At 62.7% G+C, this 16,434-nt stretch carries 14 protein-coding genes; 3 read left to right on the top strand and 11 right to left on the bottom strand.

The window, feature by feature from the left end; genetic code table 11:
• Nucleotides 1-4 precede the first annotated feature (4 nt).
• Both OJ996_RS10220 and OJ996_RS10215 read left to right on the top strand, forming a co-directional pair.
• The gene (locus tag OJ996_RS10220) at nucleotides 5-3,991 is read left to right on the top strand and encodes a non-ribosomal peptide synthetase (RefSeq protein WP_264513456.1); all 3,987 of its coding nucleotides are present in this window, start codon (nucleotides 5-7) and stop codon (nucleotides 3,989-3,991) included.
• Nucleotides 3,992-4,106: 115 nt separating this feature from the next.
• Nucleotides 4,107-4,973 (top strand): PEP-CTERM sorting domain-containing protein, encoded by an 867-nt coding sequence (locus tag OJ996_RS10215; RefSeq protein ID WP_264513455.1) that lies wholly within the window; start codon nucleotides 4,107-4,109, stop codon nucleotides 4,971-4,973.
• A gap of 151 nt (nucleotides 4,974-5,124) precedes the next feature.
• On the opposite strand, the gene OJ996_RS10210 is transcribed toward OJ996_RS10215, so the two are convergent.
• The 4 genes from OJ996_RS10210 to OJ996_RS10195 all read right to left on the bottom strand — a co-directional run bounded on the left by OJ996_RS10210 (nucleotide 5,125) and on the right by OJ996_RS10195 (nucleotide 9,325).
• Complete coding sequence (locus OJ996_RS10210; protein ID WP_264513454.1) at nucleotides 5,125-6,066, bottom strand: hypothetical protein; 942 nt, start codon at nucleotides 6,064-6,066, stop codon at nucleotides 5,125-5,127.
• Nucleotides 6,063-7,148, bottom strand: a complete 1,086-nt coding sequence (locus OJ996_RS10205) for a DUF3419 family protein (RefSeq protein WP_264513453.1) — start codon at nucleotides 7,146-7,148, stop codon at nucleotides 6,063-6,065. The genes OJ996_RS10210 and OJ996_RS10205 overlap by 4 nt, the downstream gene beginning before the upstream one ends.
• Nucleotides 7,145-8,083 carry a fatty acid desaturase family protein gene (locus OJ996_RS10200; RefSeq protein WP_264513452.1) on the bottom strand — a complete coding sequence of 313 codons (939 nt, stop codon included), beginning with the start codon at nucleotides 8,081-8,083 and terminating at the stop codon, nucleotides 7,145-7,147. The genes OJ996_RS10205 and OJ996_RS10200 overlap by 4 nt, the downstream gene beginning before the upstream one ends.
• Before the next feature lie 507 nt (nucleotides 8,084-8,590).
• Nucleotides 8,591-9,325 carry an iron-containing redox enzyme family protein gene (locus tag OJ996_RS10195; protein WP_264513451.1) on the bottom strand — a complete coding sequence of 245 codons (735 nt, stop codon included), beginning with the start codon at nucleotides 9,323-9,325 and terminating at the stop codon, nucleotides 8,591-8,593.
• 332 nt (nucleotides 9,326-9,657) lie between these two features.
• Between OJ996_RS10195 and OJ996_RS10190 the strand changes: the two genes are divergently transcribed.
• Nucleotides 9,658-10,362: a hypothetical protein gene (locus tag OJ996_RS10190; protein ID WP_264513450.1), complete on the top strand. Its 705-nt coding sequence runs from the start codon at nucleotides 9,658-9,660 to the stop codon at nucleotides 10,360-10,362.
• A 51-nt stretch (nucleotides 10,363-10,413) separates the two neighbouring features.
• On the opposite strand, the gene OJ996_RS10185 is transcribed toward OJ996_RS10190, so the two are convergent.
• From OJ996_RS10185 to OJ996_RS10155, 7 genes are all read right to left on the bottom strand, one after another.
• Nucleotides 10,414-11,349, bottom strand: coding sequence for a glycoside hydrolase family 43 protein (locus OJ996_RS10185; RefSeq protein WP_345783781.1), 936 nt, complete (start codon nucleotides 11,347-11,349; stop codon nucleotides 10,414-10,416).
• Nucleotides 11,350-11,495: 146 nt separating this feature from the next.
• Entirely contained in the window at nucleotides 11,496-12,509 is a 1,014-nt protein-coding gene (locus tag OJ996_RS10180; protein WP_264513448.1) for a hypothetical protein, read from the bottom strand.
• Between the two features lie 23 nt (nucleotides 12,510-12,532).
• Nucleotides 12,533-13,063, bottom strand: a complete 531-nt coding sequence (locus OJ996_RS10175; protein ID WP_264513447.1) for a hypothetical protein — start codon at nucleotides 13,061-13,063, stop codon at nucleotides 12,533-12,535.
• Nucleotides 13,064-13,081: 18 nt separating this feature from the next.
• Nucleotides 13,082-13,798 carry a hypothetical protein gene (locus OJ996_RS10170; RefSeq protein WP_264513446.1) on the bottom strand — a complete coding sequence of 239 codons (717 nt, stop codon included), beginning with the start codon at nucleotides 13,796-13,798 and terminating at the stop codon, nucleotides 13,082-13,084.
• Between the two features lie 230 nt (nucleotides 13,799-14,028).
• Nucleotides 14,029-15,255: a PQQ-dependent sugar dehydrogenase gene (locus OJ996_RS10165; RefSeq protein ID WP_264513445.1), complete on the bottom strand. Its 1,227-nt coding sequence runs from the start codon at nucleotides 15,253-15,255 to the stop codon at nucleotides 14,029-14,031.
• A 143-nt stretch (nucleotides 15,256-15,398) separates the two neighbouring features.
• The gene (locus OJ996_RS10160; protein WP_264513444.1) at nucleotides 15,399-15,821 is read right to left on the bottom strand and encodes a class I SAM-dependent methyltransferase; all 423 of its coding nucleotides are present in this window, start codon (nucleotides 15,819-15,821) and stop codon (nucleotides 15,399-15,401) included.
• A 28-nt stretch (nucleotides 15,822-15,849) separates the two neighbouring features.
• The gene (locus OJ996_RS10155) at nucleotides 15,850-16,401 is read right to left on the bottom strand and encodes an O-methyltransferase (RefSeq protein WP_264513443.1); all 552 of its coding nucleotides are present in this window, start codon (nucleotides 16,399-16,401) and stop codon (nucleotides 15,850-15,852) included.
• Nucleotides 16,402-16,434 lie beyond the last annotated feature (33 nt).

The raw sequence follows: 16,434 nt of genomic DNA, 5'->3' as shown, positions 1-16,434 counted from the left end.
CGAGATGAGCCAAGCCCCCCAGACCCAAGACGCCACGGCGGCACCCGCCGATGACGCGGGGGACTTGCTGGCCTTTCCGGCGTCGATCGCGCAGCAGGTCTTCTGGTATCTGGAGTTGCTGCAGCCGGGAGTCACCGCGTTCAACATCCCGATGCGTTTCCGCTTGGAAGGGCCGCTGGATGTGGCGCTGCTGGAGCGAACGCTGGCGACAATCATCGAGCGCCACGAATCGCTGCGGACGCACTTCGAGGAGGACGATGGCGAGCTGCTGCAGATCGTGGAGCCGGCGCGGGACTTCAGCCTGCCACTGCTGGATGTCTCGCAGCTTCCCGAGCAAGAGCGGCAGGCGGAGGCTGACCGCTTGGGGAGCATCGAGGCTCAGCGGCCGTTCTGTCTGGCGAAGGGTCCGGTATTCCGGGCGGAGCTCGTGCGACTTTCAGCGAGCTCGCACATCCTGCATGTGACGGTTCATCACGCGCTCTTCGACGGCTCGTCGATGACGGTGCTGACGGAGGAACTGGCGAAGATCTATCAGGCCTACTTCGAGGGCCGTGACTGCCCGCTGGATCCGCCGCCGATCCAATACGGCGACTTCAGCGTGTGGCAGAAGGACTTCCTCGCCGGGCCCGAGATCGCCAAGCAACTCGGCTTCTGGCGGAAGCAGTTGCAGGGGATGGCGGAGCTGGATCTGCCCACCGACCGGCCCCGCCCTGCGGCAAAGACCTGGAGCGGCGAGCTGATCTCCGCGCTGCTGCCGAAGGAGCTGACGCAGCGGCTGCAAGCCATCGCCGCGCGCGAGGGTGCGACCCTCTACCATCTACTGCTCGCGGCGTACAAGGTGCTGCTGCATCGCTACAGCGGCGGCACGGATATCGCGGTCGGCTCCCCGATCACAGGACGCACGCGGGCCGAACTTGAACCACTGATCGGCGTCTTCATCAACTCGCTGATCCTGCGCAGCGACCTCTCGGGCGACCCTTCCTTCGAGGGCCTGGTGCGTCAGGTCCGCGACAACGCGCTGGCGGCCGTCGAGAACCAAGACCTGCCTTTCGAGTGTCTGGTGCGCGACTTGAAGCCGGCACGGGATCCGAGCCGCAACCCGCTCTTCCAGGTCAACTTCACCCACCAGCGCTCCTTCGCGAAGGCCGGGCGCTTCGGCGGGGTCGAGCTGATCCCGATTCCCTCGCGCTCACCGGGCGCGATCTTCGACCTGCACTTCTTCATGGTCGAGCGAGCGGAAGGCTGGCGGGTGACCTGCGACTACAGCAGCGATCTCTTCGACCGCAGCACCGCGGAGCGCATGCTCGGCCATTACCGGCAGCTGCTGGAGAACATCGCCGCCAATCCGGCGATGCCGCTCTCAAAGCTCGAGATCCTCACAGCAGCGGAGACGAAGCAGTTGGGCGAATGGAGCGGCAAGCGGAGCGAGTATCCGCGTGAGTCGAACATCGCCGAGCTCTTCCTGAAGACCGCGCGCGCTCATCCCTCGCGAACGGCGCTCGAATACGGCAAGCAAAGCTTCACTTACGATCAGTTGCTGGCTGAAGCCTCGGCGATCGCCACTCAACTGAACGCCGCCGGGCTCAAGGGCGGTGAAGCGGTCGCGCTGTGTGCCAAGCCCTCGCCCGAGATGATCACCGGCCTACTGGGCATCCTGCTCGCAGGTGGAGCCTATGTCCCGCTGGACCCTTCTTATCCAGCCGAACGTTTCGCACTTCTGTTAGAAGAGAGCGACGCGGTCATCGGGCTTGCGGCGGACGGTTGCCGCGAAGCCTTCGGTGCATGGCAGGGCAAGGTGCTGGAGATTCCTGCCGCGGGTCATGCATCGCCCTTCAACGGGATTCCCGATCTCACCATCCGGGCCGAGGATCCGGCATACCTCCTCTTCACCTCCGGCTCCACCGGCAAGCCAAAGGGCGTGGTGGTGCCGCACCGCGGCGTGGTCCGCCTCGTACGCGGCTGCGACTTCATCGCGATCACGCCCGACGATGTCTTCCTGCAAGCAGCGCCGCTGTCCTTCGATGCCTCCACGCTCGAGATCTGGGGTCCGTTGCTGAACGGCGGCAAGCTGGTGATTCCTGCCGGAGGCACCGGCCTCGACGAGATCGCCAGCGCCGTGCGGGACAAGGGCGTCACCACGCTCTGGCTGACCGCGGGCCTCTTCCAAGTGATGGTCGAGGAGCATCTCGAATCGCTGAAGGGCCTACGCTACCTGCTGGCAGGGGGCGATGTCCTGTCGGTCCCCCACGTGCGCCGCGCACTCGAAGCGCTGCCGGAGACCGCGCTGATCAACGGCTACGGCCCGACCGAGAACACCACCTTCACCACCTGCCACCGGATCACCGCGGAGGATTGCGAGCGGGCCTCGATCCCGATCGGGCGACCGATCGCCAACACCACGGTGCAGATCCTCGACGAGCAGGGACGAGCCGTGCCGATCGGCATTCCCGGCGAACTTCTCACCGGTGGTGACGGCCTCGCGCTGCGCTACCACAAGGACCCCGCTCTCACCGCGGAGCGCTTCGTCTCCAGCCCTACGCTTTACAAGACCGGCGACCTTTGCCGCTGGCTGCCCGATGGCACGATCGAGTTCGTCGGACGCCGCGACCATCAGGTGAAGGTGCGGGGCTTCCGCATCGAACTCGGCGAGATCGAGTCGGTGCTCGCATCTCACCCTGAGGTCAGGCAATCGAAGGTAGCGGTCCGGGGCGATAGCCCGGAGACCAAACGCATTCTCGCCTGGGTGCTGCCCGAGCAAGGCAGCCTGCTGGATGCCCCGTCCCTCTCCGCATGGCTGGAGGCCAGCCTACCGGCCTACCTGCGACCGGATGGAGTGGCCATCATCGAGAGCTTCCCGGTTACCGCCAATGGCAAGATCGACGTGGCAGCCCTGCCCGACCCCGCGAAGAAGCCAAACGAGGCGAAGCCTTACGCCGCGCCTGAAGGAGAAACCGAGCAAAGGCTCGCCGCGCTGTGGAGCGAACTACTACAGGTCCCGGAGATCGGCCGGGATGACGACTTCTTCTCGCTCGGCGGGCATTCGCTGCTGGCGCTGCGAATGTTCTCCCGGATCAACCGCGAGTTCGGTCGCACCCTGCCGCTGGCCGCCCTGCTAGGCCATCCCACGATTGCAAAGCTCGCCGCACTGCTCTGCCCGCAGGCCGAGACCGGGCTCCCAAGCGGCGCAGGCAAAGGACATCTGGTCACCCTCGCGGACTCGGGAGATGGCACCCCGCTCTTCTGCCTGCATGGCGGCGATGGTGGCGTGCTTTTCTACCGCAGCCTGGCGGAACTGATGCCACGGCGCTTCCCGCTGCATGCGATCGAGTCGCTCGACCTCAGCAGCAGCGGGCCGATCACCCCGGCTTCGGTCGAGGAGACCGCCGCCGCCTATGTCGAGAATCTGCTCTCCTTGCATCCCGGCGGGCCCTTCCGCCTTGCGGGCTACTCCTTCGGTGGCGTGGTCGCCCACGAGATGGCCTGCATCCTCCAGGAGCGTGGCTACACGGTGGAGTTCCTCGGCCTCTTCGACACCCACAACCCGACCGCGCCCGCCAAGCGCTACTCGCTCACCGGCCGGTTCAACGCCTTCTGGCAGCAGCAGCACGATCTCCCCCTGCCCTCCCGGCTGGAGCGCCTGCGCGAGCGCATCGCCGAAGGGATAGCGACCAACCGTCGAGTGAAGGCGGAGGTGGCCGCAGCGCTGGGCAACGGCCCGGCGGAAGCGCACAGCGACCTGCGACGGGTGCAGGTCCGCGAGGAGAATTGGCGGGCAATGCAGGCCTTCCGGCCCCGCCGTTTCCAAGGCCGGATCACTCTTTTCAAGGCGATGACCGCCAGCGACAAGGTCGAGTGGCCAGCCGATTACGGCTGGACCGAGCTAGCCGGAGAAGGCTTGGAAATCGTGCCGGTTCCCGGCGGACACCTAACCCTTTTCGAGGAGGAGAACGTCGCTTCACTGGCCGCCGCGCTCGCTTCCAAGCTCACCTGAACCCTGCTCCGCAGAATTCCGGAATCGGCATCCCCCGCGATCACGGAGTTCTTTATCATGGCATTCCGGCCTCCAGACTGCTAGACGCACCCCCGCTGTTTCACCCCCCGTCCTCATGCCAAGTGTCGCCTCTCACACCTCACTGGCTCTCGCCGCGCTGATTTCAGCCGCCGCGGGCCAGACCTACGTCGACCTGAACTTCAGCAACAATGTTCAGCCGGCGACACAGATGTATCCGAACAATTCGACGCTCGGGCCCTACTACACCTCCGAGCCCTCCTTGGATTTCGCCAATGCAGGCACCTACAATGGGATCGGCATCGACGTGCGCGTCTCCCAGATCGGCCTGACCGATGGCGAGACCTCGAACCTGCGCCCGACCAGCACCTACGAGTGGGTGGGCTGGATCCCGGACTACAACACCAGCGCCGGAAGCGACGATCTGGGGGTCTACTACCGCCACGACGGCAACTACTCGCAAGAGACCGGTGGCATCGCCTGGTCCATGTCTTTCTACGAAGCCGGTTCAAACTTCAGCGTTCCGGTCACGCTGCCCGGCGTGCGTTTCCTGATCTACGATCACGACGGCGAGCCCTACCAATCCGAGTCGATTCGGGCCTTCGGCAGCGACGGCTTGGTCGGCTACCAGCTACACAACAATAGCGAAATCAGCGTGGTTGATGAGAATGGCAACCTACGCTTCGACTCGAGAGGCTCGAATCATCTCGAAACCACCGCCGACGGCGGGATGATTCTCTATTATAACAACGTTTCCTCGGTGCGTTTCGATTGGTTCGCGACCACGCAGTTCGGCCTCGCGCCGGAGAGCCACGGAATCTTCGCCGCGATCGATGGAAACCTGGGCCTGACCAACGGCAGCACCAACGGCTTCGGTAATTTCGTGCCGGTGCCCGAGCCTTCCACGGCTCTGCTCACGGGTGCTGCGGCTGCCGGCATGGCGCTGCGCCGACGCCGCTGCTGATAGGCACAAAGCGGCCCGACCGATGCACCGCGGGGAAACCCATGAACCCGCAAATCATCCGGCCGGACCGCCTGTCGACTGGGTCGACTTGTGAGCTATAAATAGCATCGGGCGTGCCAAGATATACGCATGTCTTTTCGCGGATCCGGGCTCAGATCTCGGCCGTATCAATCCACCAGTCGTGGCCAGGCTCCAGTGCGTGGCCGTAGATGCTTGCCGGGGCTACAGTGACTCGTAGGGCTCCAAGGCAGGCGAGAAGATCCCCCGCCCTGCTGGCGGGGACAGCGGCGAAGAGGGCCGGGAAGCCGGCTTGGCGGGCAAGGAAGCTCGCGTCCTGAAGCAGACGGGCGCCAGCCGAAGCTGAGGCGAAGGAGAAGCCGGAGAGGTGGGCGGAAAGCAATTCGGCACCACCCTCCCGAAAGAGCTGCTTGCCCTTCCGGGTGTCCTCGATGATCCCGCAGGCATCGCCCTGCGATGTGACCAAGTGGATCGGCTCAATCATTGAGCGAAGAGCGCGGTCTGCCCCCCAAGCCGAGTAGCCCTCGCGTGGAAGCTTTGCAGACATCGACTCGAAGGATGAGGCTGACACCGGGTGGCAAGCATCTCCGGTCCCCGACCCTTCCACGCGGAGGATTGCGATCTCTCCGAGCAGTTCGAAGCGCGGTACACCGAGACGTCCGGTATAATCGGTCGGAAGCTTGCCTGTGCCGCCCATAACCACGCTGTAGCAGCGGGTGGATGCGCTCGCCTCGATCACCCGCTTCGTCTCGCGAATCAGCCGAGGAAGCACGGTCGAACCGCGGGCTGAGGCCCGGAGCTTGAGATCGCAAAGGTAGTGGGCATCGAAGGCCTCCCCGGCGGAGAGACACAGGCGGCGTGCTACCCGGGCAAGGCAGCCGAGGATCTCCTGTCCCTGCTCGATCACCGAGATGTCCGCCTGCCCCATCGCGCGGAAGAACGGGAGGTAGCTCTGACCGTGCGAGATCCGGAAGCGGGTGTCCGGACCGAGCGGATACGTGAACTCCCGCTCAAAGCGAGCTAATGCCGGAGCGAGATCCGGGGAGAGGTCCGCCGTGAGGTGGTGGAGAGTCATGGGCGGGTGCCGACATGAATCTGCGGATAGAAGTAGCTGCGATCGCGGCGCTCCATCGCGGAGCCGAGTGCGGGATCCCACTGCAAGCCCGACTCCAGTGAGGGAACCTCCAGCGTGGAATTGAGCTGACGGATGATCACCTTGCCACCGTGCCGCATCGCCCGACGGGCGGCATGCAAGGTGGACTCAGCCTCCGCCGGGCTGAGCCAATCGAGGATGTTCGAGAGATGGACCAGATCTACGCTGCCAGGACGCATGGACTCCAGCAGGTCCCTCATCTTGCCGTAATGCCACTCCGGAGTCGCGGTGAGCAAATGGCAGGACTGCAGCCAATCGTAGCGATGGGATGGATGGAAATCGCCCGCAAGGATCTGGCGCAGGAAGGGGTTCGTGCGCGGGGCTCGTCGCCCGACGATCTCGCGGGTACGTGCGGCGAAATGATCGCTGAAGGAACGGCGGGGATTCTGCGTGGCCTCCGCGCCGAAGAGACGCACGAGGTTCGGCAGCGACATGACCGCAGCGAAGGCATCATCGAGCGCGGCGGCGAGCGGCGATTGGTCGAAGCCCTCGATCGGCAGTGGCGAGGCGAGCAATTCATCCAGCGCCTCGCGTGATGGCGCGAGATGGGAACGCAGCTCGGCAAAGGTGATCTCATAGCGGCCGCAGTGATCCGGACCGAGTTCCGCCACGCGATCTGCCGGGCCGAAGACATTCTCATCCAGTTCGAGCTGCTCCTGAATCAGCGCCAAGCCACGCATGCGATCGAAGGGATTCATCCCGGCATGACCGAGCAAAGCAGCGGCATCCTCGGAGGAACCGGAAGCAAGATGCCACTTCACCCGGGAAAGCGCGATCTGCGCCGGATTCATGTCCACGAGGTGAAGCGTGAGGGGCAGACGCCCGAGGCAGGCCGCGGTATCGCCGCCGGACGCGATCATCACCACGGTGGCTCCCTCCGGCAGCTTGCGGGCGAGCTCCATATCGAGGCGAGGGTCCTCCCGCACTTGAGCGAAAGCCAAGGGCCATGCGGCGGCTTCTTCCGCCCATGCGCAGGGCGATGACAATTCCGGCATCGAACTCATCGGTGCCGCCAGCCAAGCGGACTCCGCTTGAGGCTGCCAAGGACGAACTCGCGGACGAATGCGGAATACGAGGGAATGTAGGGAGCACCGCGCTCGCGAAGCTCCTGCTGGAGCTCGGCGTGGAGCTTCGGCAACTGATGCCATGGCACGCCCGGATAGAGGTGGTGCTCGAGATGGTAGTTCTCGTTGCACATGAAGAACCGCACCAGCGGCGCGGTGAGAATGCTGCGGGTGCCGCGGATCTCGTCATCCGCGTGCTCCAGCAGGGTGTGCTGGCTCATGCCGCGGATATTCACCATGGTATTGATGAAGAGCATGGGGATGAGCCAGCCGTGCAGGAGCCAAGTCCCTGGAATCGGAGAAGCAAGGATCGCCCCCACGAGCAGCGCGGTAGCCGCCAATTCCGCGAGGATGCCGAGGCGGGCCTTGGCATCGCCATGCTTGAAGCCGAGGACGGGAATGGCGGCGATGTAAACCGGGTAGCCGACCAGCAGGCGGAGCCAGTTCATGGTGAAGACCATCCAGGTCCAGCGCGTGTAGTTCGCGTAGTGGTCGGGATCTCCCTCCTCCCCGAGGTGATCGTGATGGCGCAGATGAAGAACGCGGTAAGCGGAGCAATTCTGTAGGACCGGAATCGCGCAGGCGGCCCCGAGAATATCGTTCCAGAGACGGTTCTTCGAGAGCGTGCCGTGTACCGCCTCGTGGGTGAAGAGGCTGATGCCGTGAAGCGAGGCTGCGGCGAGGAGGTAGAGCGGTGCGAGCAGGAAGTAGTGCCACCACGCATTCAGATAGCCCGCGGCGAAGATCGCGAAGGCCGCCGCGACAATGTAGAGGACCGAGAACACGAAGAGACGCAACCAATGATGCAACTCACCGCGGTGGTGTAAACCGCGAAGCAGTTCGGCACTGAGGCTGGGTGTCGAAGCGGTCTCCATGGGATTCACCTAATGGCTATCAGCTTCGGATTGCTCCGGGCAGCGGTATCGAGGGTCAGGGTCTGCTCCGGTGGATATGCCACGCATGCGGTGATCCGATACCGGGCGCCTTTCCCACCTCCACTCCGTGATCGCCTTGATTGCTCCTAAGGAACCGTTGGTTCCCCTCTCCCCTGACCACTTCCAGCTTCAGCAAAGACGGATCATCCGAGGTGCGGGGCCTGCCATGGATCTCAATGCCCATACGCACAGGGTCCTCTTCATTATCCGCTTGGAGTTCCCATGACAGGTCTCTGCGCAAGACGGGGTGTCGTGCGAGGAACTCCGCATCACCGTGAACCTGCAATTCCAACGGCTTCGATCCCGGACCCAAGGCGATCATGGGACGAGGGTCACTCCACTCGATTTTCACGTTTGAAGGTGCCGGAGGGACTTCGCTCCGACTTCCTGCCACACAGGCTCCCAGGCTGAGGGATCCGAGAGACACGATCAAATGGGCAAGAATGTTCATGACCAGTTCTCCGGGTCCAAGTCCTCGTACAAGCGGTTGAAAACATGCAGGCCGAGCTGGATGCCATCTCCGATGGCAGCGCGGGCGGCGGGGTCGCGGTTCCATGCACCATCCACGACTTTGAAGAAGTCCGCAGCGTGGCGTTTGTCGATTTGGGCATGCAGCTTGTAGTGCACCAGTTCATCCTGAGCCACCCACCCGCGCTCCACGACCTTGCGGCCGATCAGCTCACAGATGTCAGCGAACGCATATTCGATCACACCGAGGCAACCGAAGGCGGTCTCCACACGCTCCATCTGGCAAGTGCCCATGAGCGCGACATTGAAGGCGCGCACACCCGGCGCTTCCCGCTCCCTGGCCATTTCCTGAGAGGTCACGCCGAGGCTGCGGAGGAAGCCCAGAAAGGTAAGATCGTGGGCGACCGCGGGATCGAAACCGGGAGCTTGATCCTCCGACTCATCGTCGAAGCCATGCTCCTCCGAGAGATTATGGATCAGCCCCTGGCGTGACGCGGAGTCCGGCATGCGCGCGATCAGTGCCGCCATGGGACGGGAGAAGTAACGCACCGCGAAGTAGAATTGCTTCTGAGTGCGGACGAAGACCTCGCGGTTCATGGTGTCCTGCCGCAGGGCCGTGAAGTAGCCATTCGACAGAATCGGCAAGCGCTCCGTCCAGCGCTCCACGCAGGTCATGAGGGCGGGAGCGGAATCCAGCACGGCGTTTCCAGACATAGGGCGAAACTACCGCGCGCGATGAGAGCAACAAGGTGCATCGGGAAGCGGAGACCCTCAGCAAGGTTGTGTCTTGATCGATCCCGGGAGGTTACGATCCGCGGTTCAAGGACTTGCAGAAACCGAACATCGAGAATCCCGATGTTAGGCGAGGGATTTTCGATAGCGCTCTCAGCGGTTGATCGAGTGGAACGCTTGGAAGGAAGCATCCACACGTGATCACGTTACCCACGACTCATTGACTGTAAGAAGATTTTAAGTATAAGGCTCGATTGCTACCCGCAGTCGTTCCCCGCGATCCGGATCTTCACCCTCCCTCACCCCTCCCCCGAATGAACCTGCCCGCACTGTCGGCTTTTGCCGTCGTCGCGTTCGCGTTACCGGTCTTCTCCCAGTCGATGACTTGGGAAACGACCGGACCGTCCCAAGATCGCGAGTTCGGCAACAACCTGGTCTTCGCGAACGGGGGCCAAGGTTTCAGCGCCACCTCATGGAGCCACACCGGCGGGAGGAGGAACCAATCCTTCGAGGCCGCGCTGGGTGTGATCTACCCCACCGGAGTAGGCGTGACGAATCCCGGTGAAGGGATGCGCGTGCCGGAGCACCAGATCGACAACGGTCGCGGGAACGATTGGGTGCTGCTGATCTTCGAGGGACCCGTGTCCGATGTGACCCTGACCCTGGATCCCTACGGCACCTGGGACCGGGACGTGACCTACTACACCGCGAATCTGGATGGCGCGGTGGATCTCAGCGGGCTCTCCTACGAGGATCTCGCCTCTCTCGGATTCGACCAGCGGGTGGACGATCTCTCCAACCGCAGCAACGAGGACCGCGAGATCGAAATCAACCCGGAGTCCGGCACCTTCAACGCGATCTTGATCGGGGCCTTCCAGGACAGGCCCCGGGGGCCGAGGGACATCGACCGCTTCAAGATCACCGGTGTGAACACGCTCTTCACGGTGCCCGAGCCTTCCACCACGATGCTCGGGGTGATGGGGGCGGCGATGCTGCTGCGGCGACGCCGGGCAAAATAAAAGGCAGGGACCGAAGTCCCTGCCCTGCAAAATCAAGCGGCGCGGCTTTGCTTACTTCAGCTTGCTGGGCGGGACGCCTTCCTTGGTCATCTTCACCGGTTTGATCAAACCGTCGGCATCGAACTCCATCTTCTCGATGCAGGTCACGCGGTAGTTGCCATCCGTCTCACCGATCGGGCGGCGGTGGTAGACGATGTACCAGGTGTCGTCCTTCTTGTTGTGGATGATCGAGTGGTGGCCGGCGCCGCGGGCGATGGTTTCATCCTGCTTGAGGATCACGCCGATGCGCTTGTGCGGGCCCATGAGCGTATTGGAGATGGCGTAAGCGACGCGATAGTCCGGACCTGTCCAGCCACCTTCCGACCACATGAAGTAGTATTTCCCGTTCTTCTTGAAGACGAAGGGTCCTTCCACATAACCCTCCGGCGTGATCGACTTGAAGGTCTCGCCATCTTCAAAGGGCACGAAGCCTTTGAAGTCCTCGGTGAGCTTGCCGATGTTGCAGTGACGCCAGCCGCCGTAGATCAGGTAGTGGCTGCCATCGTCATCCTTGAAGACGAACTGGTCGATCGGTTGGGCGCCATGGTGGAACTTGTCCACGAGCGGCTTGCCGATATGATCCTTGTAGGGGCCACCCGGCTTGTTCGCTACCGCGACACCGATGCCGCCTTCCTGCTCGTTGTTCTGGATATCGTTCGCACCGAAGAAGAAGTAGTATTTCTTGTCCTTCTCGATGATCGAGGGAGCCCACATCGCGCGCTTGGCCCACTTGATGTCCTCGTTATCGAAAATGCGCGAATGCTTCTTCCACTTCACCAAGTCGGTCGAAGAGAAGGCGTCGAAGTGGGTCTGCTGCTCGTAAGGCGCGGAGAAGGTCGGGAAGATCCAGTATTCATCGCCGAAGACGATGGCTTCCGGATCGGCATACCAGCCTTCGAAAAGCGGATTGCCGGAGGTCTTCTCTTCAGCGGAAAGGCTGCCGGCCATGGCGATCAGGGCGAGGAAAGAGGTTCGGAACGGATTCATGGTGTCGGGGTGCGATTTGTTCGCCTTGGCGAACATGTTTGAGCAAATAACACCCGCTCCCGAGGCAGGACAAGCCCGGGTTTCCGCCGCGATGGCCGGGGCCTCACTTACTGTTCCATGGTGGTCACGCTGCTGCGGATGCTGAGGTCCCGCTTCAGGAAAAAGCTCACGTGGGCGAGAATCTCCGGAGCCCCGTTGTTGAAGGGCGTGATGGTGAGGATCTCGATCGTGTACTGGCCGTCATCCTGAAGCACTTCCTCTAGGCCGCTGAGGGCGAGCTGGGCCTTTTGCGGGGCGTAGGTGTCGTAGGCCACCACGGTATCCGGGAGCGGGATACCAACGCTACCGGTGACCTGAGGGCCCTTGTAGACCTGCGCGTAGGTCACGCTCTTCGGATAAAGATCGTTTAGCACCACGCTGCCATCCGGGGGCACGAACTTGTAGATGTAGTCTTGGACGAGATTCGAGATCGCGGCGTCCGCGACGGGCCAGATCTGCACGCTGGCCTTCGCCAATTCCGACTGCGGGGACGAGCCGGTAGGCTGGAGGTAGACGGTGAACGATTCTTCCCCGCTGACCTTGCTGGGCGATGTGCCGGGAAGGCGCTGGAGGATGGCGTTGTCGGTGAAGGTGCCGTTCTCGCGGAACACGAAGCTGTCGGCATACTCGCCGCCGGCTCCGGTGGGGATGAAGGTGGCGGGATCGTAGAGCTTGTAGCTGCGGGTGACGCTAACCTTTCGGGCATACTCGGGGGAGCCGGAATTCGCAGCCTGCATGCCAGCGATGGTGATGCGCATGCCGTAGGGTTTATCGGCACGTGTGCGCGGCGGGAAGTAGGGGTCCTCCGACAGCGCCTGCACGGTGACCTGCGGGAGGAAGGTGCCTACGGTCTTCTCATCGAGCTTCTTCAGCGTGGTGACGTTGTTCGTCGTGGTGGAGGTGTAGAGCTGGAAGATGGCGGAGTCCGTGGTGAGCGGGCGGGAGTTCACATGGCCCTGATCGCCCGCGGTGGGGATGTCGTAGATGATCGCCTGACCGGCTACGCTGTGGATCTGGCGAATGAAGTCCGCGCCCTGCAGGAGGGATGCGGACAGGAGGAAGAGCGAGAGGCGGGCGAACATGAGAGGGACAGCAAAGGTGAAACTTAGCGGGCGGGAACTTCCTCCGGCGGGATGGAATCGCGGCTGACGGTGATGGGGTTCTGATTGAGCACGCCGACGATGATGAGACCGGTGTTGCGCGCGGCCTTCAGGCGTTCGGCGGCGATGGGCTTTTGTCCGGAAGCTTCTTCCAGGCTGACATCCATGCGGCTGACCAAGCCGGGGTAGCGGGCGACGAACTCCGGCCAAAGCAACAGGGCGCCCTTCATTTCCTTCACGACGTTCGCCTTGTGCTTCTCGGGGACGTGGATGATCGCGCCCTTTGGCAGCAGCGTGACGAATTCACCGAAGGCGATGTACTCGGAGTTCGACTCGAGGTCCCAGCGCTTGGGAATCGCTTTCTCTTCGGCGAAGCCGCTGAACTTCTCGTTCGCCTGGCGCTTCTTCAATTCGAGATCGCTGGTGGGAGCACCGACGGGCGGCTTGATGTCCTTCGGCAGGAACTCGATGCCGTGGCCGCTTTGGCCGAAGGCGGACGCGGTGGCTAGAAGTGCAAGGATTGAGAAGGCTTTCATAAACGGGGTAGCGATGAATTATTGTCCGGTGAGGAAGACCACTTCCCCGCTGGGATCGTAGCCGGTGAAAGGCGGTGTGGTGGTGGTGCCGCCGCTGCGGTTGATCTTGTAACCGACGGGCGTGATGTTGTTCCGCAGGACAGGCTGCGAAGAAACGTTCAGGGTGCCGGTGACTTGCGGGGCGGTGAGGTTGTACTCCGCCACGACGTAGAAGAAGCCGTTCGGGTTGCGATTCGGGATCTGGTAGTCCCCGGCCCCGGCGAGGTGGAAGACGAGGGTGACTTCCGGATAGCCGAACATGGTGGTGCAGTTCCACACATCGCCGTAAAGGCGGACGGGGCCGGTGGTCGCGCCGGGGCGGTCACCTTTCACTTCGAGGCGCTTCGGGTAGAACTGCGCCCAGTTCACCTGGAGCTTCACGTGGGAGCTGATGTCGACGCGGCTGCCGAGGCCGCCGCTCCACCAGCCTTGGCGGAAGCGCTTCAGGGGATCGGCGGAGTCGGGGAAGGCGCCGTCGCATTGATCACCGAGGGCAAGCGAACCAGCCACGCCGAGGATCTTGTAGCCGTAGGGACGACCGGCGTAGCTGCCGATGCCTTGGCCGTGTGAGTCTAGGAGGATCGGGGAGCTGAGGTGGGGAGCCCAGCAATAGACTTTCGCGCCGGTGCCGGCGCTGGCGGGAACGAGCAGGGCGCAGGTGGCGAGCACTGCTCCGAAGAGAGCTTTCAATGACATGATGCGGGGGACAGACGGGGGTGAGAAGGCTGCCGCTTGAGAAGGGCGGGAAGCCCGTTCGAAGAGGCCTGAGTCACTTCGAACGGTCGTTGGATTATCACCCAAACTTGATTATCTAATTACGTGAACACGTAGCCACGGGGTGTTTTCGGACATCACCCCTCAGCCGAGTCATCCCCTACCCCTACAGCACGACAATTCACCGCCATGCTATCGCAAGAAACCACCAATCAGTCTTCCGGCGCGGTGGAGGAATCGGAAGGCGAGAGCTCTGCATCCGGGCCACCGATGATCGACACTTCCGGCAAGCCTTCTTCCAAGGTGTAGATGGTGGACGGGTAGTGGTTAAAGATCAGCGGCTCTCTCTTCGCATCCATCGCGATCACGGTGGGATTGATACGGAACTCAGCTTCCGGCTCGACGATCTGGCGGAGGCCGGTGGACGAGGAAGTACTAGAGTCCCATGACAAGGCCCAGAGCTTGCCCATGCCCCAGTCCCCGAAGAGATAGCGGCCCTGCAAGGACGGCAGGCGATCGCCGCGATAGACGAAGCCGCCGGTGACGCTGATGCCTTGATCGTGGCGGTAGGTGTGGATGGGATCGATGTAGGGACCGCCTTCTTCCGGCGCCGCCTCGCGGGACTTCAGGCGCTCCGGGCCGTCGCGTTCGCTCCAGCCGTAATTGCCACCGGCCTTCACCAGATTGATTTCTTCCCAGAGGTCTTGGCCCACGTCGCCCGACCAGAGGGTGCCGGTCTCCTTGTCGAAAGACATGCCCCATGGATTGCGCATGCCATAGGCGAAGATCTCGTCGCGGGTCTCCTGGCGCTCGTGGAAGGGGTTGTCCTTCGGGATGCGGTAAGCGAGGCCCGCACTGCGGCCATCGACATCGATGCGCAGGATCTTGCCATGAAGGGACCATAGATTCTGGCCGAGACGATAGGGATCATCTCGCAAGCCGCCGTCCCCGATCGCCACGTAGAGGAAGCCATCCGGCCCGAAGAGGATTCCCCCACCCCAGTGGTTCCCGAGAGGATGAGGATACTCCAGGATCACGCGCTTCGTGCGGGGATCGGCGCGGAGTTCACTGCCTTCGGGCACCTCGTATTCGGCCAGAACGGTGCGGCGCGGGCCGCGCTGGGAATAGCAGACGTAGACCTTCCGGTTCGTGGCGAACTTCGGATGGAAGGCGAGGCCGTGGACGCCTTCTTCAAACTCGGTCTCCTCCTTCACCTTCTCGCGCAGATCGAGGAAGAGCGGTGCCTCGCTAGCTTCCGAGTTCTCCGGGAGTAGGCGGACCTGGCCGCGCTGGAGAGCGACGACGGTACGGTTGAGGTCCGGCATCACCGCAGCGGCCGCGACGTTGTCGTCGAGGACGAGATTCGGAAAGGCGCGGACCAAGTGGATCGGGGCGTCCGGGTGGGCGGGTGCATCTTGGGAATGTGCGGCTGTGGTCAACAGTAGGCCTCCCAAGCAAAAGGCAGCAATTCTCATCGGGATCTGTGGAGCGGTCCGGGGGAGAACGACGCCCACAAGCTAGCTCATCCCATGCCCGCCGCCAGCGGCGACTCGAAGAAATTTCGCGGACCGCGGCGGGGGACCTAGAGACGACGCAGGTAGATGCTGCCTCCGGCGCTGCGGCTACAGAGCGGGAGGCGCGAGGCGATGAGATCGGGGCAGGCCGCCGCCACGTAGCTATTGAAGAAATGGATCTCCCAATCGCGGTTGTGAGCGAGGAAGGCGCGAAGCAGGTAGAGCTCATTCCAATTCCGCGCTTGAAGCAGCCAAGTCTCCGGATACTCGAAGGGATAGAAGATGTCGTGGAAGTGCACGAAGACCCCGGAAGGCAAAAGGGGCAGCACCTCGAACATCAGGAACTGGAGATCACCGCCGCACTTGATGACGTGGCTGGAGTCGATGAACAAGAGATCAACCGATTGCAGCTTGGAAAACACCTCCAAGGGGACCTCCTGCACCTTGTTCTCGAAGATCGTCACCTGCTCAAGATCACGCTCAAAGATCACGCTCAAAGATCACGCTCAAAGATCACGCTCAAAGATCACGCTCAAAGAGCAGGCTCCTGAGACGATCCGGATAAGGCTCGATCAAGGTCACCTCGGGACGCGCGGGAAAGAAGCGGTCGATCGTGTCGAGCATGACCGCCGAGGAGAAGCCGGAACCGACCTCGATGATACGACGCGGCTGGTGCTTCCTCAGCAAGCAGTGCAGGAAGATGGCGTCCGCATAGGTGAACCACTCGTTGTTGTGGAAATAGCGGAGGCCCTCGCTCTTCTCTTCCGGAAAGGGAAGTTCCGACTGATAGCTCGCGAACTCTTCCAGCAACGATTCCTGGCCGGCGTGGTTGAGATCCAGATCCGGCATGTGCGGGATCTGGCCGCGCTTGTGCTCGATCTGGCGTTGCACCTCGGCGTAGTCGGGAATCGGCGAGTAGTAATGACCCGCAGCCCAACCGCCCTCTTTGGCGAGTTGCACGTATAGGTCGGCATTCTCCAGCTTGAGAGCCGCGACTTCTTCGCGCAGGGAGGCGACTTCGGATTCGAGATCCGGGAAGCCGGAGGGGTTTGCCGGGAGCGAGGTGGACATGGGGAGAGAATGGGAAACTACCCTAACTTCTCC

Origin of the sequence: Luteolibacter rhizosphaerae, from assembly GCF_025950095.1 — a bacterium.
Lineage (GTDB): Bacteria > Verrucomicrobiota > Verrucomicrobiia > Verrucomicrobiales > Akkermansiaceae > Haloferula > Haloferula rhizosphaerae.
This window is presented reverse-complemented; position numbering and strand designations above follow the sequence as displayed.